The organism is Labrys sp. HAY1-8F (genome assembly GCF_056754975.1).
In genome coordinates this window covers 1,944,656-1,963,346 of sequence record NZ_JBPGWZ010000002.1, presented here as the reverse complement: position 1 = coordinate 1,963,346, position 18,691 = coordinate 1,944,656, and the positions used below count along the sequence as shown (strand labels likewise).

Genomic DNA, 18,691 nt, shown 5'->3' with positions numbered 1-18,691 from the left:
CCTCCGGTTCATTGCTGCGCACGATAGAGGCGGAGCTGAAAAATCGCAACGCGGCTTATACATGATACACGCGTTGGAGAGAAAGATGTTCCCGGGCGCGAAACTGTATCTTGTGGAACAGGCCGTGAGGCAAGGCAGCATCGGCGCAGGGAGGCGGCGTCAGCCTAGTCTGTGAGTGATCTTGTCGATCAGGCTTTCGCGCAGGGCGCGATAGGCATCGAGCTTCTGCTCGCGGTTGCCGCTGGCGAGGCTGGGGTCCGGGGTCGGCCAATATTCGACGTCGGCGGCCAAAGTGCGCGTGAGGTCGAGCGCCTTGTGGTGGGCCTGCGGGGCGAGGGTGATGATCAGGTCGAAGTTCAGTCCTTCCAGTTCTTCCAGATCCTCGAAGCTCTGGGGGCGGTGCTTGCCGAGTGAGATGCCGATTTCGTCCAGCGCGGCGGCGACGAAGGGATCCGGCTCGCCCGGACGCACGCCCGCCGAGCCGAAAAAGATGGAGCGCCCGAAATAATAGCGCCCGATCGCCTCCGCCATGGGCGAGCGGACGACATTATGCGCGCAGGCGAACAGGACCGACTGTGGACGGCGGCCCTCCTTCACGCCTCAGCCTTTCCAGTAGAGAGCGGAAACAAGGGTGAACAACCGCCTTGCGGTGGAAAGATCGAGGGCGATCTTGCCGGCCAGCCTTTCGCGCAGGATCTCCGATCCTTCATTGTGCAGGCCGCGCCGGGCCATGTCGATCGTTTCGATCTGGGAGGGCGTGGCGCTGCGGATGGCGGCGTAATAGCTGTCGCAGATGGTGAAATAGTCGCGCACCACGCGCCGCAGCGGCGTGAGCGAGAGGATATGCACCACGACCGGCTGGCTGTCGGCATTACGAATATCGAGGACCAGGCGGCCATCCTGCAAGGAGATATGCAGGCCGTAGGGCCCTGCGTCATAGCCGATCGGCGAGAACGCATTCTCCTCGATGAGGTCATAGGCGGCGACCCGCCGCTCATGTTCTTGATCCTGATTGCCGCGCCCGATGCTGCGCTCATCGAGATGAACGGCGATCAACCGGCAGGTGGGGCTGAATTCCTCATTGTCCATGGCATCTCATAGCACGGTGCATGGGCTCTCATAGAGCAAAGCGCGGTCAAACGGAACGTGGCTTCACGTCAGCCTGGCACTACGGGTATATTTTTCGGTTGGGCGGTATTTGGGAGTGTCGGCCTCCTGGTCGACATGCCTAAAGGGTACCATTTCGGACGAGGAATATGGCGACCAGGAGGTCGCCACTCCGTGTTACCCGCGCTCTATCAAACAAACGCAACTGTCGCACTAGATCCGATTGCTGCGGATGGAGACCGAACGCGCATGGGCGGCAAGCCCTTCCGCCTCGCCGAGCGCGATCGCGGCCGGGCCGAGAGCCGCAAGCTGCTCGGGTCCGCATTTCAGGATGGAGGTGCGCTTCATGAAGTCGAGCACGCCCAGGCCGGAGGAGAATTTGGCCGAGCGGGCCGTGGGCAGCACGTGATTGGAGCCGCCGACATAATCGCCGATCGCCTCGGGCGTGTGGCCGCCGAGGAAGATGGCGCCGGCATTGCGGATGCGGCCCGCGAGGACCTCGGCATCGCGGGTGACGATCTCCAGATGCTCGGCGGCGAGACGGTCGGCCAAGGGCGGAGCCTCGTCCAGCGAGGAGAGGGTGATCAGGGCGCCGTAGTCGCGCCAGCTCGCCCCGGCGATCTCGGCGCGGGGTAACGTGGCAAGCTGGGCTTCCACCTCGTGCTCCACCGCCTGTGCCAGCGCAGGGCTGTCGGTGAGCAGGATCGATTGGGAGGCGCTGTCATGCTCGGCCTGGGCCAGCAGGTCGGCGGCGATCCAGGCCGGATTGGCGCTGTCGTCTGCGATCACCAGCACCTCGGAGGGGCCAGCGATCATGTCGATGCCGACATGACCGAAGACACGGCGCTTGGCGGCGGCGACATAGGCATTGCCGGGCCCGGTGATCTTGGCGACCGGCGCGATGGTCCGGGTGCCATAGGCCAGCGCGGCGACGGCCTGGGCGCCGCCGATGCGATAGACTTCGTCGACCTCGGCGAGCTTCGCTGCTGCGAGCACCAGTGGGTTAAGGACGCCTCCGGGGCTCGGCACCACCATCACTAGGCGGGGGCAACCTGCGACCTTGGCCGGAATGGCGTTCATCAAGACGGAGGAGGGGTAGGCGGCCGTGCCGCCCGGCACGTAGAGGCCGACGGCCTCGATCGCCGTCCAGCGCCAGCCGAGCTCCACGCCGAGCGCATCCTTGAACAGCGTGTCTACAGGCTTCTGGCGCTCATGGTAGGCGCGGATGCGGCTGGCGGCCAGTGCCAGGGCTTCGAGCGCACCGGCATCGCATTGGGCATGCGCCGCTTCGATCTCAGCCGTCGTGACACGCATGGTCTCGGCACTGAGCGTCAGGCGATCGAAGCGGGCGGTATAGTCGATCACCGCCGCGTCGCCGCGCGCGACCACATCCTCGATGATGGCCTTGACGGAGGCGTCGACATCCTCCGAGATCTCACGCTTGGCGGCGAGAAGGGTGGCGAAGGCGTCGGCGAAATCGGCCTGGGCGCTGTGGAGCCGAACCGGCATGGCATTTCCTTGTGCGGCGGAAAGAACGAAAGGGGCGGGCCGCTAATGACAAGAAATGCCGGGGCGCTTCAAGAAAAATACGTCGGCGAGGGACTTTGCCTCACACCCGCTCCGGTGGCGGGGAGCCACAGGGCCAGGCCGGGCCGAGATCGGACATCGCCGCTTCCAGGCATTCCACTTCGAGGCGGATGGCGCCGCCGCCCTCGAAATAGAGGGTCACCAGCCCGGCTGGATCGTCGCTGACCTCGAAGGAGATCGAAAGCAGAACAGCCTTCTGGCCGGCGTTCTGCTCGAAATGCGAACGCTTGACCCCGAGAACCCGCTCGAAATGCAGGCCAGAGCGCCGCCTCGTGCGCTCACCACTCTGGGCACGGCACCAGTCATAGCGATCCATCACCAAGGCGAAGCGCTTCTCGCGCGGCAACCAGGCGATTTCGGCCGGCACGACGGCCGCCTCCTGCAGATGGGTTGAGATGACCTCCAGGTCCTCTCCATCGAAGGCAAGCAGCTTGAGGGGTTCAGGCGACAACATGAGCTGCATGTAATGTTCCGCAGGCCTCGCGGCAAGAGGTCGCGGAGATCGAGGGCTCCAAGACACGCCTTCCGCAACAACGCCGGCACCGATGGCAAGATGCCGAGACTGCCCGGAAGAATGGCGGTTCCACGAAGCTGATCCTCGGCGTATGACTCGGGCTGTTCATCCAAGAGTGCCAATGCCCATGTCGGTGTCCAAAGTAGAGCCCAGGTCCGAGTCTCAACCCCGCAATGGCGGCCGCCTGATCGTCGATGCACTGGTCGCGCAGCGTGTCGAACATGTCTTCTGCGTGCCGGGCGAATCCTATCTCGCCGTGCTGGATGCCCTCCATGATGCCCCGATCGACGTCACCGTCTGTCGCCAGGAGGGGGGCGCGGCGATGATGGCGGAAGCGGTCGGCAAGCTCACCGGCCGGCCCGGCATCTGCATGGTGACGCGCGGGCCCGGCGCCACCAACGCCTCCCATGGCGTGCATATCGCCATGCAGGATTCCACGCCGATGATTCTCTTCATCGGCCAGATCGAGACGGGCATGCGCGAGCGTGAAGCCTTCCAGGAGGTCGACTACAAGGCCTTCTTCGGCTCGATGGCCAAATGGGTGGTCGAGATCGACAAGGCAGAGCGCATTCCCGAACTGGTGACCCGCGCGTTCCGCGTCGCCATGCAAGGCCGCCCCGGCCCGGTGGTGATCGCCCTGCCGGAGGACATGCTGGTCGAAACAGCCACGGTTGCCGACGCCGCTTTCGTCGAGCCGGTTCAGACCTATCCCGGCCAGGCCGAGATGGCGCGCCTCGAGGGCCTGCTCGGGGAGGCGAAAAATCCCTTCCTGATCGTCGGCGGGTCGGGCTGGTCTGATGAGGCGGTGGTTGATCTCACCCGCTTCGCCGAGCGCTTCGACCTGCCTGTCGGCACCTCCTTCCGGCGCCAGATGCTGTTTCCGGCCGACCATCCCAATTATGCCGGCGATGTCGGCATAGGACCCAATCCAAAGCTCGCCCAGCGTATCAAGGAGGCCGACCTCCTGATCCTGGCCGGCGGACGGCTTTCGGAAATGCCGTCTTCTTCCTATTCGCTGGTCGATATTCCTACTCCGCGCCAGCGCCTGGTGCATATCCATGCCGGCGCCGAGGAACTGGGACGGGTCTACCAGCCCATGCTCGCCATCCATGCGACGGCCCAGGCCTTCGCCGCAGCCTTGGACGGGCTTCAGCCCTCGGGCAGCCTGTCCTGGTCGGGGCAGACGCGCCAGGCGAACCGGGACTTCCACGACTGGACCGACGAGCCCAAGCCCATTCCCGGCACGTTCCAATATGGCGAGGCGATGCTCTGGCTGCGCGACCGCCTGCCCGAGGACGCGGTAATCTGCAACGGCGCCGGCAATTATGCCATCTGGGTGCAACGCTATCTGCGCTTCCGCCGCTTCGGCACGCAGCTTGCGCCGACATCGGGCTCGATGGGCTATGGCGTGCCTGCTGCGGTGGCGGCCAAGGCGTTCGACCGTTCGAAAACGGTGGTCTGTTTCGCCGGCGACGGCTGCTTCATGATGAACGGCCAGGAATTCGCCACCGCCGTGCAGTATGACCTGCCGATCATCGTGGTCGTCGTCGACAACGGCATGTACGGCACCATCCGCATGCATCAGGAACGGGAATTCCCTGGGCGGGTCTCGGCGACGAAGCTCAGGAATCCGGACTTTGCCGCCTATGCGCTCGCCTTTGGCGGCCATGGCGAGACCGTGACGACGGCGGCCGAATTCGGCCCGGCCTTCGAGCGGGCGGCGGCCTCCGGCAAGCCCGCCATCCTGCATTGCCGCATCGATCCGGAGGCGATCACGCCGATGACTACCATCGCAAGGATCCGCGAGCAGGCGCTGGCGAAATGACAGGTTCTTCCTGGGACCACTGGCTTCCAGGCGTGACAATGGTGTGCCGATCTCCAGATCGGCATACTTGGAAACGGTGCGTCGATCAGGCAAGCGGATGCCGATCTGGAGATCGGCACACCGGGCTTCGCGCGGCGGTCCCAGGAGCGCTTCTCGCCCTTCTTCTCCTGTCATCGCCTTCCTTTGCCGGCGATGCCGTGAAAGGCAAGGCTGGCTTTGCCCGTTGCGCGGCCTGCCATCGGGTCGGCGAGGGCGCCAAGAACGTGGTCGGACCCCAGCTCAACGGCATTGTCGGACGCCCCGCCGCCTCCGCGCCGGATTATGTCTATTCGCAAGCGCTGAAGACGTCGGGCAAGATTTGGGACGAGGCCTCCTTGCGCCTCTTCCTTGCCCACCCTTCGGCTGTCGTTCCCGGCACCAAGATGACCTTTGCCGGCATTCGCGATGACGCGACGGTGGATGATGTGATCGCCTATCTCGCGACCTTCGACGCTGGGGGGAAAGCCAAACCATGAGCCATCCGCTCCAGAACCGGGTCACGCCGTTCGGCGAGATCGTTGCTTTAGCAGCGCGTGGGACAATGATGGGCAATCGGGGTGGGCGTCTCCATGATGATCACCAGCGCTTGGGACGCCGACGTTGGGCATCCAGGGCTTGGATATGTTGTGAACTCAACTGCAAGGGGTGGCGACGAACTGTAATGGCGCCGGAAAGCGGCTACACGGAACTCTTTTTCTTGGATGAAGTGACGGCGCTCGCGGCGGGCCATCGTCCTTGTTTTGAATGCCGTCGTGCCGATGCACGTTCATTTCAAGCAGCGTTTCCGGCCGAAGACCGCTCTGCAGGAGGGATGGACCGTATTCTCCACACCGAGCGTCTCGGCGAACATCGGATGGAAGACAGCGGGAACCTCCCCGATGGTGCCGTCTGGGCCGATGGCAAGGCTGCCTTCACCCGGCGCGAGGGCAGAGTGCTGCGCTGGTCGCCTGAAGGCTGGCAAGCTATCGAATGGCAGGATCGGCCGGCTCGGCTGCTGACCCCGCCGGCGAGCGTGGCGGCGCTCCGCAATGGCTTCAAGCCGCGCTGGCATCATACGGGGAGCGGGTCTTCAGGCCCGGCAGGAGTCGTTGCGCAGGCTGGTAAGGATTAGGCGGGTCTGAAGACCTGCCCCTTTAATCCGCCAGCGCTGCCGAAATCCGCTTGTTCAGTTCTTCCGGATTGACCAAGGCGAGGGCTCCGCGGGTCTTGCTGACCAAGCCTTCCTTCTCCAGCGCCGAAAGTTCGCGGGAAACGGCTTCGCGGCGGCAGCCGATGCGGGCGGCGAGGTCGTGATGGAAGGGGGGCGGCGAGAGCACGCGCTGTCCGGGATGGCTGGCGCGGGGCTGCGAGAGGCGGATGAGTTCGGCATAGAGCCGGTGCTTGGTCTGCAGGAAGGAATGCTCGGCGAGCTTGGTGTTGAGGGCTCGCACGCGGCCGGCGAGCAGCAGCAGGATCTGCTTGCACACCGAGGCGTTCTGCGTGAGCATCTCCATGAAGACCGGTCCAGAGATGATGCACATCTGCGAGCGGTTGAGCGCGGTGACGTTGGCCGAGCGCCCGACACCGTCGATGGCCGACAACTCCCCGAAGAACTGCCCGCCGCCGAGTTCGGCCAGAATCACTTCCTTGCCGGTGATGGTGCGGTAGAGCACTCGCACCTTGCCGGAGAGCAGGAAATAGACGTCGTTGGAATTGTCGTCATAGTCGACGACGAGTTCGTTCTCTTCGAACTTGGCCCAGCGTACTCGGCCGTCGAACGCCTTGATCGTGGCTTCGTCCAACGATTGGAACAATGGAATCTGAGACAGGGTATTCGACATCGTTCCTCCGCTGAAGCGCCTGCCGAGTCCGCCAAGTCGCAAAGCGCTTCGGGATCGGAAAGGCGCGTTCATTCCATGAATGTCACGACCGGAATTCGATCGTGGCGGGCCTCCATCGCCGCGCAAAGTGCTTCATGGCGCGCCTCGTGGCAAGCCCGGGCATCCAAGATCGCCGCTACCGGTGTACCAGCCACAGAATTTCCATGGAACGGCAACAGGATCGCGATTTGCCTCGTCGCTTGTAGCACCTTATTTTCGAGGCAACGATTCGGTTCAATCTCTGGAGCAAAGTGCGTTTAAGCGGAAACGCACTTTTGCTCTCCCTCTTTGTTCGAACGCGTCTTTGCGATTCTTGGCGATTCCGCCAAATCGCAAAACGCTATAAGGAAACACGATGTCGAAAACGCGCGTCGCGGTACTGTTCGGTGGGCGCTCGCCGGAGCATGACGTCTCCATCGTTTCAGGTCTGCAGGCGCTCAACGCGCTCGACAGCTCGAAATATGAGGGTTTTCCCGTGTATATCGCGGGGGACGGTGCCTGGTTCACCGGCGATGCCCTGCGCAATCGCGCGAACTACATCCCGGATGAGGAAGCACGGCGCGCGCTGACGCGGGTCGATCTCGATCTGTCGGCTGGCAAGGGGCTTCTGGTTCCGCGCGGCAAGACGGGGCTTTTTGCCAAGAAGCCCGAGCCGATCGAGTTCGACGTCGCCCTGCTCGCCTTCCACGGCAATATTGGCGAGGACGGCCAGATCCAGGGCGTGTTCGAGACGGCGAACGTGCCCTATACCGGCGCCCGTACCATGGCTTCGGCCATCCTGATGGACAAGGCCATCACCAAGCGGGCCTTTGCCGGGCGCGGCATCGTCATGCTCCCGGATGTGGTGGTCTCGCGCCCCGCGACCGGTCTGGTGCCGGACAAGGCGGGCCTGGAAGCCGCGCTCAAGAACATTGCCTTCCCGGTGATCGTCAAGCCGGCGCATCTGGGCTCCTCGATCGGCGTCGCCAGGGCTGAGGACGTCGACACCGTGCGCCAGGTGCTGCCCGGCATCTTCAAGTTCGACACCCACGCGATCATCGAGCCTTTCGTCGAGAATCTGGTCGAATACAATGTCGCCGTGCGCCGCGAGAAGGGCGAGATCGTCACCTCGGCCATCGAGCGGCCGAAGCGCCAGAGCGACCTGCTCGACTTCAAGACCAAATACATGTCCGGTGGCTCCAAGAAGACCGGCGGCAGCAAGCAGCCGGGGGCTTCGAGCCAGGGCATGCTGTCGCTGACGCGCGACATCAATCCCGAACTGCCGGCGGCGCTGGAGAACAATATCCGGCAATGGGCAACGGACGCCTTCGATGCCGTGAACGGCACCGGCGCGCCGCGCATCGATTTCCTGTCCAATGAGCGGACCGGCGAGGTCTGGCTCAACGAGGTCAATCCCTGCCCGGGCTCCTTCGGCTATTTCCTCTGGGAGGCTGCCGCCAAGCCGGTGCTGTTCACAGCTTTGCTCGACCAGCTCATCGAGGAGGCCAAGGTCTGCCATCGCGCCGCCCAACTGCCTGGTGATCCTACGCCGGCGGATGCGCGTTTGTTCAAGCGGTGATTTGGAGCGCGGACGTTCCGTCCGCCTTTTTTCTCCACACGCGTGATGTTTCCAAGAGCGGGCAAGATGCCCGCGCACCCGGGAAATCCTATTTCGGGACTGGAAGTCCGCGCTCCAAGATCGCCGCCCGTACCCGGTCCGGTGTCGCCGGCACTCGGCGCAGCCGGATCCCGGCCGCATCGTGCAGGGCGTTGAGGATGGCTGGCGCGGTGGGAATGAGAGCCTGCTCGCCGACGCCCTTGGCACCGAACGGACCGACAGGTGAGGCATCCTCGATCAGGATCGTCTCCACCGGGGGAACGTCGCCGATGGTGGGGATGAGATAATCGTGCAGATTCTCGCCACGGCCGGGATGGAACTCCTCCATCAGGGCCAGGCCGAGGCCCTGGGCGACGCCGCCTTCGATCTGACCCTCCACCAGGGTCGGATTGATAGCGCGGCCGACGTCATGCGTGGCGGTGATCTTCAGGACCTTGATCGTGCCGAGCTCGCAATCGACCTCGATCTCCGCCATATGGGCGCCGAAGCCGTAGAGAGCATAGGGTTCGCCCTGGCCATCCGCGTCGAGGGGGCTGGTGGGCGGATCGAAGGTCTGTTCGGTGGAGAGGGCATAGCCGAGCTTGTTGGTCGGCAGGTCCGCCAGAGCGAGCGTGCGCACCCTTTCGCCGTCTTCCACCGTCAGCACGGCGTCTCCGAAGCGGATCGTGGCATTCTCGCCGGCATTGGTCTGGCGCAGGATCTGGGCGCGCAGGTCCCGCCCCGCGAGTTCCGCCGCCTTGCCGGTGACGAAGGTCTGGCGAGAGGCCGAGGTCTTGCCGCAATCGGGCGAGAGGTCCGTATCGGCGGAGACGAGGTCGAAGGCCTCCACCGGCGCGCCAAGGGCCTGCGCGCAGATCTGGGGGATCACCGTGTTGGACCCCTGGCCTATATCGACGGCCCCCTGGTGCAATGCCAATCGCCCATCGGGCTTGAGGCCCAGCCGGATGGTGGAGGGATTGGGCAGGGAGGTGTTGCCACAGCCATACCACATGCCGGCGACGCCCACACCTCGCCGAAACGGACCCGCCTGGGCGCCATTGAAGGCGGTGGCCTCCTCGCGGGCGCGCCGCCAGGGAGCGCGTAAAGCCTCCAGGCAGGCCTTGATGCCGACGCCCTTGCCAAGCACCTGGCCCGTCACAGTCGGCTGGTCATTGGTGAGGGCGTTGAGGATGCGAAATTCCAGCCTGTCGATACCGAGCCTATCGGCAAGCTCGTCATACAGCTGTTCCTGGGCGATCGAGGATTGCGGCACGCCGAAGCCTCGAAAGGCGCCTGCCGGCACCAGATGGGTGTGCACGGCCCGGGCGAGCGCACGATAATGCGGGATGTAATAGGGACCGGAGGCGTGCACCGGCACGCGGTTGGCCACCGTCGGGCCCCAGGAGGAATAGGCGCCGGTGTTGAAATCGCCGGAAAAGTCCATCGCGGTGAGCCTGCCCTCCCGCGAGGCGCCGATCCGCAGCTTCATCCGGGCCGGATGCCGCTTGGTGGTGGTGGCGATCGATTCGGAGCGCGAATAGACCATGCGGACGGGACGATCGAGCTGCCAGGCGGCGACGGCGATGAAGGGCTGGATCGACAGGTCGAGCTTCGAGCCGAAGCCGCCGCCGACGGCGGTGGGGATGATGCGCACATTCTCTGGCGGGATGCCGAGGAGGTCGGCGACGTCGTCGCGATCCATATAAGGCGCCTGGGTACAGGCCTGGATCTCGATGCGGTCCCCCACGCGGCGGGCAAAGCCTGCTTCCGGTTCGATATAGGCATGTTCGACGAAGCCGGTCTCGAATTCACCTTCCACCACGACATCGGCCGCGGCAAGGGCGACTTCGACGTCACCGCGCACGACGCGGCCGCGGGTGAGGATGTTACCGGGGCGGGTTGGATGAAGGAGCTCGGTCGAGGCGAGGGCCTCGTCCATGGCCGTGAGGGCGGCGAGCGGCGTCCAACTGACCGGGAAGGCCAAGAGGTCGAGCGCCTCGACGGCGGCCAGCTCACCCACCACGGCAGCGATGGCCTCGCCGCGAAAACGGGTTTCGCCGCTGGCGAAGACAGGCTGATCCGCAAAGGCCGGGATGACGCCATAGCAATTGCGGCCGGGGACGTCCCGTGCCGTGAAGACCCTGAGGAGGCCGGGATGCGCGGCGAGGAAGGCGTCGATGTCACCGATCTCGAAGGCAGCGCGATGGTGAGGACTGCGTATGGCCCGTAGCGCCAGGACATCCCGGGGCTTCTCGTCCGCCCCGAAAATGTCACGCCCTTCCACCTTGGCAAGGCCGTCGAGACGATCGATGCGCGAGCCGACAGGGCCCTCGGAGCTGGAAGAAGCGGTGGTTGAAGAGCCACACGCCACTGCGAGCACTGCGTCGATGATCTTGCGATAGCCGGTGCAGCGGCAGAGGACGCCGCCGAGCGCATCGGCGACAGCGCTTTCGGTGCACGCGCTGCCATCCTGCAGCAAAGCCGTTGCAGCCGTGAGCATGGCGGGCGTGCAGATGCCGCATTGGGCCGCGCCGTGCCGCAGGAAAGAGGCCTGCAAGGCCCGAGTGAGCGGGTTGCTGCGGGTCAGCCCTTCAATGGTATCGACCCGGCGTCCCTCGGCCTGGGCAACCGCAACCAGGCAGGAACAAGTCGCCTCGCCGTCGAGCAGGATCGTGCAGGCCCCACAGTCACCTGCGTCGCAGCCGACCTTGGTGCCCGTCAGCCCGAATGTCTCGCGCAGGACCTGACTGAGGCGGGCGCCGGGCGCCGCGGCGATGGTGGCGGCCCCGCCGTTGAGCGTGAAGCCGGGCAGCTTCTGGTCCATCCCGCCTCTCCTTATTGTAGGGCCGCATCGAGTGTACGGGCGATCAAGGTTCTCACCACATCCCGCCGATAGTCCGCGCTGGCTCTGACGTCGTCGATCGGTGCCAGGCCGGCGAGATGCTCCGGCCGGATCGCCGCACCCAGGCCGGGCTCCGCCTTGGTGCCGATCAGGGCAGTCTCCAGGGCGTTCAGGCGCCGGGCGACTTCCGAACAGGCGCCGACGGCAATACGTGCATCGCGAATGATACCCCTGTTATCGCAAGCGAGGATGACGGCAACCATCGCAATGGAGATGACCAGATATTTGCGGGCCCCGAGCTTCAGGAAGGCCGAGCGGGCCGTCTCGATGCAGCGCGGTACCAGGATGGCGCTCACCAATTCGTCGGGCCGTCGGGCCGTCTTGCGATAGCCCGTGATGAAATCGGCCAAAGGGAGTTCGCGTCTGCCCGCCGCCGAGCGCAGTTCGACGCGCGCATCGAGGGCGAGCAGAGGCGGTACGCCGTCCGCGGCCGGGGAGGCGTTGCATAGATTGCCGGCTATGGTTCCTGCATTCTGGATTTGGATTGCGCCGACTTCGCGGGCGGCTTGCTGCAGGGCGCGCAAGGCTGGCGGCAGCGTTGCCCTGGTGATGGTGGACCAACTGGTGCGCGCGCCGATGCGAATGACATCGGCGCCAAGATCGATGCCCGACAGGCCTTCGACGGCGGAAAGATCGAGCACGGGGCCAGTGAGCGGTCTGTCGCCGAGTGCGGGGAAGATGTCGGTGCCGCCGGCGAGAATACGCATCGGCTCGGCCGCGAGGGCCGCGCAGGCTTCGTTCACCGTTCTGGGGCGCAGATACATCCCACCTCGCGACGCAGTGAGAAATTGTTAGTGTACAAATAAATTATCGAGGTCCGGGGTCATGTCAAGTGAAGGTTGACGGATGGGAGCCGCGGACCCGCCCGTCAACGCCCAACCCTACAAACCGAGGCTTTTCCGCACAGCTGGCAATCCGGACTGCCCGCCAAAGGCGGTGACGCCGGCGAGCCAGGCTTCCAGCATAGCAGGATTAGCCTTGAGATATTTCTCCGCCGCCGTCGGGCCGTCCAGACCATCACCGGTGATCATCTGCATCATCTGGTTTTCGAGTTCGACCGTGAACTTCAGATTGGCGATGAAACGGGCGGCATTCGGGCATTGTTCAGCCCAGCCAGCCCGCACATTGGTGTAAACGACGGCTTTGCCGTAATCAGGCCCGAAGGTATCGTCGCCGCCGGCAAGATAGCGGATCTTGAAGTTGACGTTCATCGGATGCGGCGCCCAGGCCAGGAATACCATGTCCTCATGGCGCGCGACGGCCCCCTGGAGTTGGGCCAGCATGCCCTGCTCGGAGGATTCGACCATCTGGAAGCCTTTCAGGCCGTTCTTGTTGGCGTCGATCAGGCCCTGCACCAGGCGATTGCCATTATTGCCCGGTTCGATGCCATAGAGCTTGCCTTGAAGGCTGTCCCGAAACCTGGCGATGTCGGCAAAGTCGTGCAGGCCCTTGTCATAGGTGTACTCGGGCACAGCGAGGGTATATTTCGCGCCCACCGGCAGATTGGCGCCGATGACCGTAATGGATTTGTCCTCAAGATAGGGCTTGCGGTCATTTTCCATGCTTGGTTGCCAGTCACCGAGATAGACGTCGATATCCTTGGCCTTCATCGAGGCATAGGTGACCGGGATGGAGAGTACGGTCGTCTCCGGCTGATAGCCCAGCCCCTTGAGGATGGATGAGGCGATGGCGGTGGTCGAGGTGATGTCGGTCCAGCCGACATCCGAGAACCGCACCGCCTTGCAGCTTTCCGGTTCGCCCGCAAAGGCAGGCGCGGAAAAACCCACCAGCAGGCCGGCAATGGCGAATGCTTTACCAAGATAATTCATGTCACCCCTTCTGGGGCCAATAGGCCCTCATCCGTCATTGGCCCCGCCGCCCGACATGGCGCGCTGAGACCCCGAACAGGGATGCAGGGGAAGACAGGACATCGGGGGGCGCGGGCCTTCAGCCAAGCACAGTACCCGCGTACCGACTATGTGACTGGGGGCACCCTTGTGGCACAGGACAAGGCACTGCTACGCTGAAGCGGGCCGTATTGGTGGCTCCGCCGTAGTTTCGATGAGAGCGGCGTTCGTCCGCCCGTAAGCAGAGTTTCTTGGCGAGGCCCGATCAGGAGGAATCTGCTTAGCCGCGACCGGCCGTCAAGCCCCCTCGATCACCGGCACCTTCGTCGCCGGCGGAGTGTTACGGCTGCGCTGGGTGCGCACCACGCCGTCGATCACGGTCATGCCGATGCCAGGCAGGTCGCCGAACTCGATGCTCTCAAGCAGGTTCTTGCCCGCCGAATGCTGGGCCTTGTCCATCAGCACGAAATCTGCAGCCCGGCCCACTTCGATCAGCCCGCAATCGAGGGAGCGCATGCGCGCGGTATTGCCGGTGGCAAAGCACAGGGCGATCTCTGCCGGCACATCGCCGAGCGAGGACAGCATCGAGACCATGCGCAGGATGCCGAGCGGCTGCACACCCGAGCCGGCCGGCGCATCCGTGCCGAGAATGACGCGTTCGAGCTGGTTCATCTCGCGCGCGGTGCGCAGCGTGTAGAGGGCGGCCCGTTCATTGCCATTGTGCACCAGTTCCAGGCCGCGGCCGCAGCCCTCGCAGATGCAGCGGATCTGGTCGAGGGGCAGGGCGGTATGCCCACCATTGATGTGGCCGATCACATCGGTGTCGGCCTCCAGCACGACGTCCTTGTCGATCAGGCCCGAACCGGGGATCGAGGGGCCACCGGTATGGATGGTCGACTGGATGCCGTATTTGCGGGCCCAGCCCACCATCCTGCGCGCGGTCGGGCCGTCCTTGACGCCGCCGAGACCGACTTCGCCGAGCAGTTTCACGCCGGCGGCGGCGAGTTCCCGGAAATCGTCCTCGACCATGTCGGGCTCGATCACCGGCGCACCGGCATGGACCTTCACGCCGCTGGGCCGGAAGGCCGAGAAGGTGCGCTGGGCATAAACAGCCATTGCCTTGAGGCCGATGACATCCCTGGGGCGGCCGGGCGTGTGCACCTCGCCGGCGGATATCATGGTGGTGACGCCGCCATGGAGGTTGGATTCGATCCAGCCGAGCTGGTTCTGCCGCGGCGTCCAATCCCCGGCGACGGGATGGACATGGCTGTCGATCAGGCCGGGTGTAACGGCGGTGCCGGAGGCATCGATCACGCTGGCGGCGCCGGAAAGGTCGAGATCCCTCGCCTTGCCGATAGCGGCGATGCGGCCGCCGACCGCCACGATCGTATCGGCATCGAGGATGGGATTGGCGATGTCACCGCTCAAGAGCAGGCCGATATTGCGGATGACAAGCTTGTCATTGGCACCGCCGGCCTTGGCTTCCTCATGCGCCATGATGCGCTCCTCCCGAATTGTTCAAGATCGTTAGTCTACAAACAATTTGGGAGAGCTCAAGCCTGTGCCCCACACAATCGCTGGCAAGGGAAGCAGCGATTGCGAGGGGTATCAGCCGGTCTCTTCGTCTTCCTTCGCTTCCTCGGCCGCGTCGATGGCTTCCTTGTTCAGGGTGACGCCAACCGTGTCCGGGCGTTCCAGCGGCTCGGGCTTCATCAGGCGCTTGGAATTGACCAGGTCCATGCCGGCATAGATGCCGCCTTGCTGCTGCGCCACGATGCGCCTTGCGTCGCGGTCACGCACGTCCTCGATGATCTCCTCGGCCTCGATATTGTCGACACCGAGGGCTTCCAGGGTCGATCGCCCGAAGGCGAGGGCGCTCTCATAGGTCTCGCGCATGTGGAAGTCGACGCCGGCGCTCAGCAGGGCCAGCACGTGCTGGCGATCATAGGCGCGGGAATAGACCTCGGTGAGCGGAAACTCGGCCTTGATCATTTCGACGATCTTCACCGCCGTGGCGCGGTCATCGATCGCCACGCAGATCACGCGGGCCTCGCCGGCCCCGGCCGCGCGCAGCACGTCCAGCCGGCCGCCATCGCCGAAATAGACCTTGGCACCGAAGCGGGCGGCGACGTCGATCATCTCGACATCCTTGTCGATGATGGTCGTCTCGATGTCGGCGGTGCGCAGGACCTGGGAGACGACCTGGCCAAAGCGGCCGAAGCCGATGACCAGGGCCTTGCCGTGAGCGTCGGAATAATCCTCCTCCCGGGTCAGCTCAGCCGGGGCGAAACGCGTGAGCAGGCGTTCGGATCCGGCTGCGATCAGCGGGCCGAACAGCATGGTGAATGCGGCCAATGCCTTGACGAATCCGGCCTGTTCGCCCTGGAGGAAGCCGTAGGAGAGCCCGAGCGGGATCAGTACGAAAGCGAATTCGCCGGCGGGCGAGAGCAGGATGCCGGAGCGGATGGCATCGAGCCTGGTGGAGCCGGTGAGGCGGAAGACGGCGGCGACCGAGACCGATTTGACCAGGATCAGGCCGAGGGCGGCGATCACCAAAGCCAGCCAGTGCTGCAGCACCAGCGCGCCATTGATGTCCATGCCCACGCTCATGAAGAACAGGCCGAGCAAGAGACCGCGGAAGGGCTCGATGTCGGCCTCGAGCTCGTGGCGGAAATTCGATTCGGCCAGCAGCACGCCGGCGAGGAAGGCGCCGAGCGCCATCGACATGCCCGCCCACTGCATCAGGAGGGCGGTGCCGAGCACCAGCAGCAGGGCCGCGGCCGTCATCACCTCGCGGGCATCGGTGGTGGCGAGGATGCGGAACAGCGGATTGAGCAGATAGCGGCCCGCCAGCACCACCACGGCAATCGAGCCGACCATGATGCCGGTGCGCAGCCAGCCGCCGCCTTCACTGGCGACGTGGCTGGCCTCGACGGCGAAAAGCGGGATGAGCGCCAGGATCGGCACCACCGACATGTCCTGGAACAGCAGGACGGCAAAGCTGCGCTGGCCATAAGGCGCCTGCAATTCGCCGCGTTCGCCCAGGACTTGCAGGGCGATCGCCGTAGCGGAGAGGGCAAGGGCGATGCCGGTGATCGCAGAGCCCATCATCGAGAGGCCGGATGCGTTGGCGATGCCGCCGATCACGAGGGCGCAGACCAGGAGCTGCAGGCCGCCGAGGCCGAAAATATCCTTGCGCATCGCCAGAAGGCGCGAGAGCTGCAACTCGAGCCCGATGACGAAGAGCAGCAGGACGATGCCGATCTCGCCGATATGCTGAATGGTGACGGTGTCGGTGAACAGCGCGAAGCCGGAGGGGCCGATGGCGAGCCCGGCGATCAGATAGCCGAGAATGGCGCCGAAACCGATGCGTTTGAAGATGGGTACCGCGACGACCGCGGCGCCGAGGAAGAGCAGAAGGCTGGGAAGAAAACTGGCGTTGGAATGTTCCATGAGCCTTCATGCAATTGGAGAGCGGTCAGGTCAATTCCTTGGGGACGACCAGTGTCCGGAAAGGGATCGGAGGTACTTGGAGGATGGTAGAAAAAAGAGAGGAGGTCTCCCAGATTTAATCTCCTCGGAAGCCGGTTCAAGGGCAGCTGTTGATCGGTCTGCTCACGGCAAAGAAAAAGGGCGGTGCCTTGCGGCACCGCCCTTCGTCAAGCCAAAGGAAGCCGGACTTAGAAGTCCATGCCGCCCAATCAAGTCCGGCTTGCCGGACTTGATGATCTTTCGCTTTTGGGCGAATGGACTTCTTAGAAGTCCATGCCGCCCATGCCACCGCCCGGCATTGCCGGAGCAGCAGCGCCCTTGTCCTTCGGCGCTTCGCCGATCATCGCTTCCGTGGTGATCAGGAGCGAAGCCACCGAAGCGGCGTCCTGCAGCGCGGTGCGCACGACCTTGGCCGGATCGACGATGCCCTTCTCGAGCAGGTCGACATATTCCTCGTTCTGCGCGTCGAAACCGAAGGTCTTCGACTTGTTCTCGAGGATCTTGCCGACGACGATCGAGCCTTCGACGCCCGAGTTCTCGCAGATCTGCCGGATCGGGGCTTCGAGAGCCTTCTCGACGATCTTGATGCCGGCGCGGATGTCGGAGTTGTCGGAGGTCAGCTTCGAAACCGCAGCCTTGGCGCGGAGCAGAGCCGTGCCGCCGCCGGGAACGATGCCTTCCTGAACGGCCGCGCGGGTGGCGTTCAGAGCGTCATCAACGCGGTCCTTCTTCTCCTTGACTTCCACTTCGGTGGAACCACCGACGCGGATGACGGCAACACCGCCGGCGAGCTTGGCCAGGCGCTCCTGGAGCTTCTCGCGGTCGTAGTCGGAGGTGGTCTCTTCGATCTGAGCCTTGATCTGGGCGACGCGACCTTCGATGTCCTTCTTCTTGCCGGCGCCGTCGACAACCGTCGTCTTTTCCTTCTCGATCGTCACCTTCTTGGCGCGGCCGAGCATCTGGAGCGTGACGGTTTCGAGCTTGATGCCGAGGTCGTCGGAGATCACCTGGCCGCCCGTGAGGATGGCGATGTCTTCCAGCATGGCCTTGCGGCGGTCGCCGAAGCCCGGAGCCTTGACGGCGGCGATCTTCAGGCCACCACGCAGCTTGTTGACGACGAGGGTGGCGAGAGCTTCGCCTTCGACGTCTTCAGCGACGATGAGGAGGGGCTTGCCGGTCTGCACGACGGCTTCAAGCACCGGCAGCATGGCCTGGAGGCCCGAGAGCTTCTTCTCGTGGATGAGGATATAGGGATCCTCGAGGTCCGCGATCATCTTCTCGGCATTGGTGATGAAGTAGGGCGACAGGTAGCCGCGGTCGAACTGCATGCCTTCGACGATGTCGACTTCGGTGTCGAGGCTCTTGGCCTCTTCGACCGTGATCACGCCCTCATTGCCGACCTTCTGCATGGCCTTGGCGATTTCGCCGCCGATGAAGGCGTCGCCATTGGCCGAGATCGTGCCGACCTGGGCGATTTCAGCCGAGTTCGCGACCTTCTTGGAGCGGTCAGCGATGTCCTTGATGGCAGCGGTGACGGCGAGGTCGATGCCGCGCTTGAGGTCCATCGGGTTCATGCCGGCGGCAACGGCCTTGGCACCTTCGCGGACGATGGCCTGGGCCAGCACGGTAGCGGTGGTGGTGCCGTCGCCAGCGGTGTCGTTGGTCTTGGAGGCGACCTCACGCACCATCTGGGCGCCCATGTTCTCGAACTTGTCAGCGAGCTCGATCTCCTTGGCGACGGTGACGCCGTCCTTGGTGATGCGGGGTGCGCCGAACGACTTTTCGATCACGACGTTACGGCCCTTCGGGCCGAGCGTAACCTTGACGGCATTGGCGAGAATGTCCACGCCGCGCAGCATCTTGTCGCGCGCTTCCGTGGAGAATTTAACTTCCTTGGCAGCCATTTGGGTGTCCTCAGAATGAATGGGGAGATGGTAGCTGCC

The 18,691-nt window shown here is 64.3% G+C and carries 15 protein-coding genes; 4 read left to right on the top strand and 11 right to left on the bottom strand.

Annotated elements, in window-relative coordinates:
- Positions 1 to 159: 159 nt before the first annotated feature.
- From ACR9ZN_RS18080 to ACR9ZN_RS18065, 4 genes are all read right to left on the bottom strand, one after another.
- Positions 160 to 597, bottom strand: coding sequence for an arsenate-mycothiol transferase ArsC (locus ACR9ZN_RS18080; protein ID WP_434957845.1), 438 nt, complete (start codon positions 595 to 597; stop codon positions 160 to 162).
- Positions 598 to 600: 3 nt separating this feature from the next.
- The gene (locus tag ACR9ZN_RS18075; protein WP_454815546.1) at positions 601 to 1,089 is read right to left on the bottom strand and encodes a UPF0262 family protein; all 489 of its coding nucleotides are present in this window, start codon (positions 1,087 to 1,089) and stop codon (positions 601 to 603) included.
- Positions 1,090 to 1,320: 231 nt separating this feature from the next.
- Positions 1,321 to 2,616: a histidinol dehydrogenase gene (gene hisD / locus ACR9ZN_RS18070; RefSeq protein WP_454815544.1), complete on the bottom strand. Its 1,296-nt coding sequence runs from the start codon at positions 2,614 to 2,616 to the stop codon at positions 1,321 to 1,323.
- Between the two features lie 100 nt (positions 2,617 to 2,716).
- On the bottom strand, positions 2,717 to 3,157 hold the full coding sequence (locus tag ACR9ZN_RS18065) for a DUF2948 family protein (protein WP_434957842.1): 441 nt from the start codon (positions 3,155 to 3,157) through the stop codon (positions 2,717 to 2,719).
- Positions 3,158 to 3,335: 178 nt separating this feature from the next.
- Here ACR9ZN_RS18065 and ACR9ZN_RS18060 point away from each other — a divergent pair, with 178 nt between their 5' ends.
- The 3 genes from ACR9ZN_RS18060 (at position 3,336) to ACR9ZN_RS18050 (ending at position 6,183) form a co-directional block, all read left to right on the top strand.
- Positions 3,336 to 5,033: a thiamine pyrophosphate-binding protein gene (locus ACR9ZN_RS18060; RefSeq protein WP_454815542.1), complete on the top strand. Its 1,698-nt coding sequence runs from the start codon at positions 3,336 to 3,338 to the stop codon at positions 5,031 to 5,033.
- Between the two features lie 197 nt (positions 5,034 to 5,230).
- A complete protein-coding gene (locus ACR9ZN_RS18055) occupies positions 5,231 to 5,548 on the top strand; it encodes a c-type cytochrome (RefSeq protein ID WP_454815540.1) in 318 nt (105 codons plus the stop codon).
- The gene (locus ACR9ZN_RS18050; protein WP_454815538.1) at positions 5,545 to 6,183 is read left to right on the top strand and encodes a hypothetical protein; all 639 of its coding nucleotides are present in this window, start codon (positions 5,545 to 5,547) and stop codon (positions 6,181 to 6,183) included. The genes ACR9ZN_RS18055 and ACR9ZN_RS18050 overlap by 4 nt, the downstream gene beginning before the upstream one ends.
- Positions 6,184 to 6,205: 22 nt before the next feature.
- On the opposite strand, the gene ACR9ZN_RS18045 is transcribed toward ACR9ZN_RS18050, so the two are convergent.
- Positions 6,206 to 6,892, bottom strand: coding sequence for a Crp/Fnr family transcriptional regulator (locus tag ACR9ZN_RS18045; protein WP_434957837.1), 687 nt, complete (start codon positions 6,890 to 6,892; stop codon positions 6,206 to 6,208).
- 394 nt (positions 6,893 to 7,286) lie between these two features.
- Between ACR9ZN_RS18045 and ACR9ZN_RS18040 the strand changes: the two genes are divergently transcribed.
- A complete protein-coding gene (locus tag ACR9ZN_RS18040; protein WP_441770297.1) occupies positions 7,287 to 8,489 on the top strand; it encodes a D-alanine--D-alanine ligase in 1,203 nt (400 codons plus the stop codon).
- 88 nt (positions 8,490 to 8,577) lie between these two features.
- Here the strand turns inward: ACR9ZN_RS18040 and ACR9ZN_RS18035 are convergent, their stop codons facing one another.
- The 6 genes from ACR9ZN_RS18035 to groL all read right to left on the bottom strand — a co-directional run bounded on the left by ACR9ZN_RS18035 (position 8,578) and on the right by groL (position 18,652).
- Positions 8,578 to 11,331: a molybdopterin-dependent oxidoreductase gene (locus ACR9ZN_RS18035; RefSeq protein ID WP_481272825.1), complete on the bottom strand. Its 2,754-nt coding sequence runs from the start codon at positions 11,329 to 11,331 to the stop codon at positions 8,578 to 8,580.
- Positions 11,332 to 11,342: 11 nt separating this feature from the next.
- Complete coding sequence (locus ACR9ZN_RS18030) at positions 11,343 to 12,173, bottom strand: FAD binding domain-containing protein (protein ID WP_481272824.1); 831 nt, start codon at positions 12,171 to 12,173, stop codon at positions 11,343 to 11,345.
- Between the two features lie 117 nt (positions 12,174 to 12,290).
- Positions 12,291 to 13,238, bottom strand: coding sequence for a choline ABC transporter substrate-binding protein (locus tag ACR9ZN_RS18025; RefSeq protein WP_481272823.1), 948 nt, complete (start codon positions 13,236 to 13,238; stop codon positions 12,291 to 12,293).
- A gap of 315 nt (positions 13,239 to 13,553) precedes the next feature.
- Positions 13,554 to 14,753: an amidohydrolase family protein gene (locus ACR9ZN_RS18020; protein ID WP_481272822.1), complete on the bottom strand. Its 1,200-nt coding sequence runs from the start codon at positions 14,751 to 14,753 to the stop codon at positions 13,554 to 13,556.
- Positions 14,754 to 14,864: 111 nt separating this feature from the next.
- Complete coding sequence (locus ACR9ZN_RS18015) at positions 14,865 to 16,709, bottom strand: monovalent cation:proton antiporter-2 (CPA2) family protein (RefSeq protein ID WP_481272821.1); 1,845 nt, start codon at positions 16,707 to 16,709, stop codon at positions 14,865 to 14,867.
- A 302-nt stretch (positions 16,710 to 17,011) separates the two neighbouring features.
- Complete coding sequence (gene groL / locus ACR9ZN_RS18010) at positions 17,012 to 18,652, bottom strand: chaperonin GroEL (RefSeq protein ID WP_434957830.1); 1,641 nt, start codon at positions 18,650 to 18,652, stop codon at positions 17,012 to 17,014.
- Between the last annotated feature and the right edge of the window lie 39 nt (positions 18,653 to 18,691).

Coding starts and splice junctions, on each gene's coding strand:
- ACR9ZN_RS18075 (WP_454815546.1), bottom strand. CDS start 1,089: ATGGACAATGAGGAATTCAGCCCCACCTGCCGGTTGATCGCCGTTCAT.
- hisD (WP_454815544.1), bottom strand. CDS start 2,616: ATGCCGGTTCGGCTCCACAGCGCCCAGGCCGATTTCGCCGACGCCTTC.
- ACR9ZN_RS18065 (WP_434957842.1), bottom strand. CDS start 3,157: ATGCAGCTCATGTTGTCGCCTGAACCCCTCAAGCTGCTTGCCTTCGAT.
- ACR9ZN_RS18060 (WP_454815542.1), top strand. CDS start 3,336: ATGTCGGTGTCCAAAGTAGAGCCCAGGTCCGAGTCTCAACCCCGCAAT.
- ACR9ZN_RS18050 (WP_454815538.1), top strand. CDS start 5,545: ATGAGCCATCCGCTCCAGAACCGGGTCACGCCGTTCGGCGAGATCGTT.
- ACR9ZN_RS18045 (WP_434957837.1), bottom strand. CDS start 6,892: ATGTCGAATACCCTGTCTCAGATTCCATTGTTCCAATCGTTGGACGAA.
- ACR9ZN_RS18040 (WP_441770297.1), top strand. CDS start 7,287: ATGTCGAAAACGCGCGTCGCGGTACTGTTCGGTGGGCGCTCGCCGGAG.
- ACR9ZN_RS18035 (WP_481272825.1), bottom strand. CDS start 11,331: ATGGACCAGAAGCTGCCCGGCTTCACGCTCAACGGCGGGGCCGCCACC.
- ACR9ZN_RS18030 (WP_481272824.1), bottom strand. CDS start 12,173: ATGTATCTGCGCCCCAGAACGGTGAACGAAGCCTGCGCGGCCCTCGCG.
- ACR9ZN_RS18025 (WP_481272823.1), bottom strand. CDS start 13,238: ATGAATTATCTTGGTAAAGCATTCGCCATTGCCGGCCTGCTGGTGGGT.
- ACR9ZN_RS18020 (WP_481272822.1), bottom strand. CDS start 14,753: ATGGCGCATGAGGAAGCCAAGGCCGGCGGTGCCAATGACAAGCTTGTC.
- ACR9ZN_RS18015 (WP_481272821.1), bottom strand. CDS start 16,709: ATGGAACATTCCAACGCCAGTTTTCTTCCCAGCCTTCTGCTCTTCCTC.
- groL (WP_434957830.1), bottom strand. CDS start 18,652: ATGGCTGCCAAGGAAGTTAAATTCTCCACGGAAGCGCGCGACAAGATG.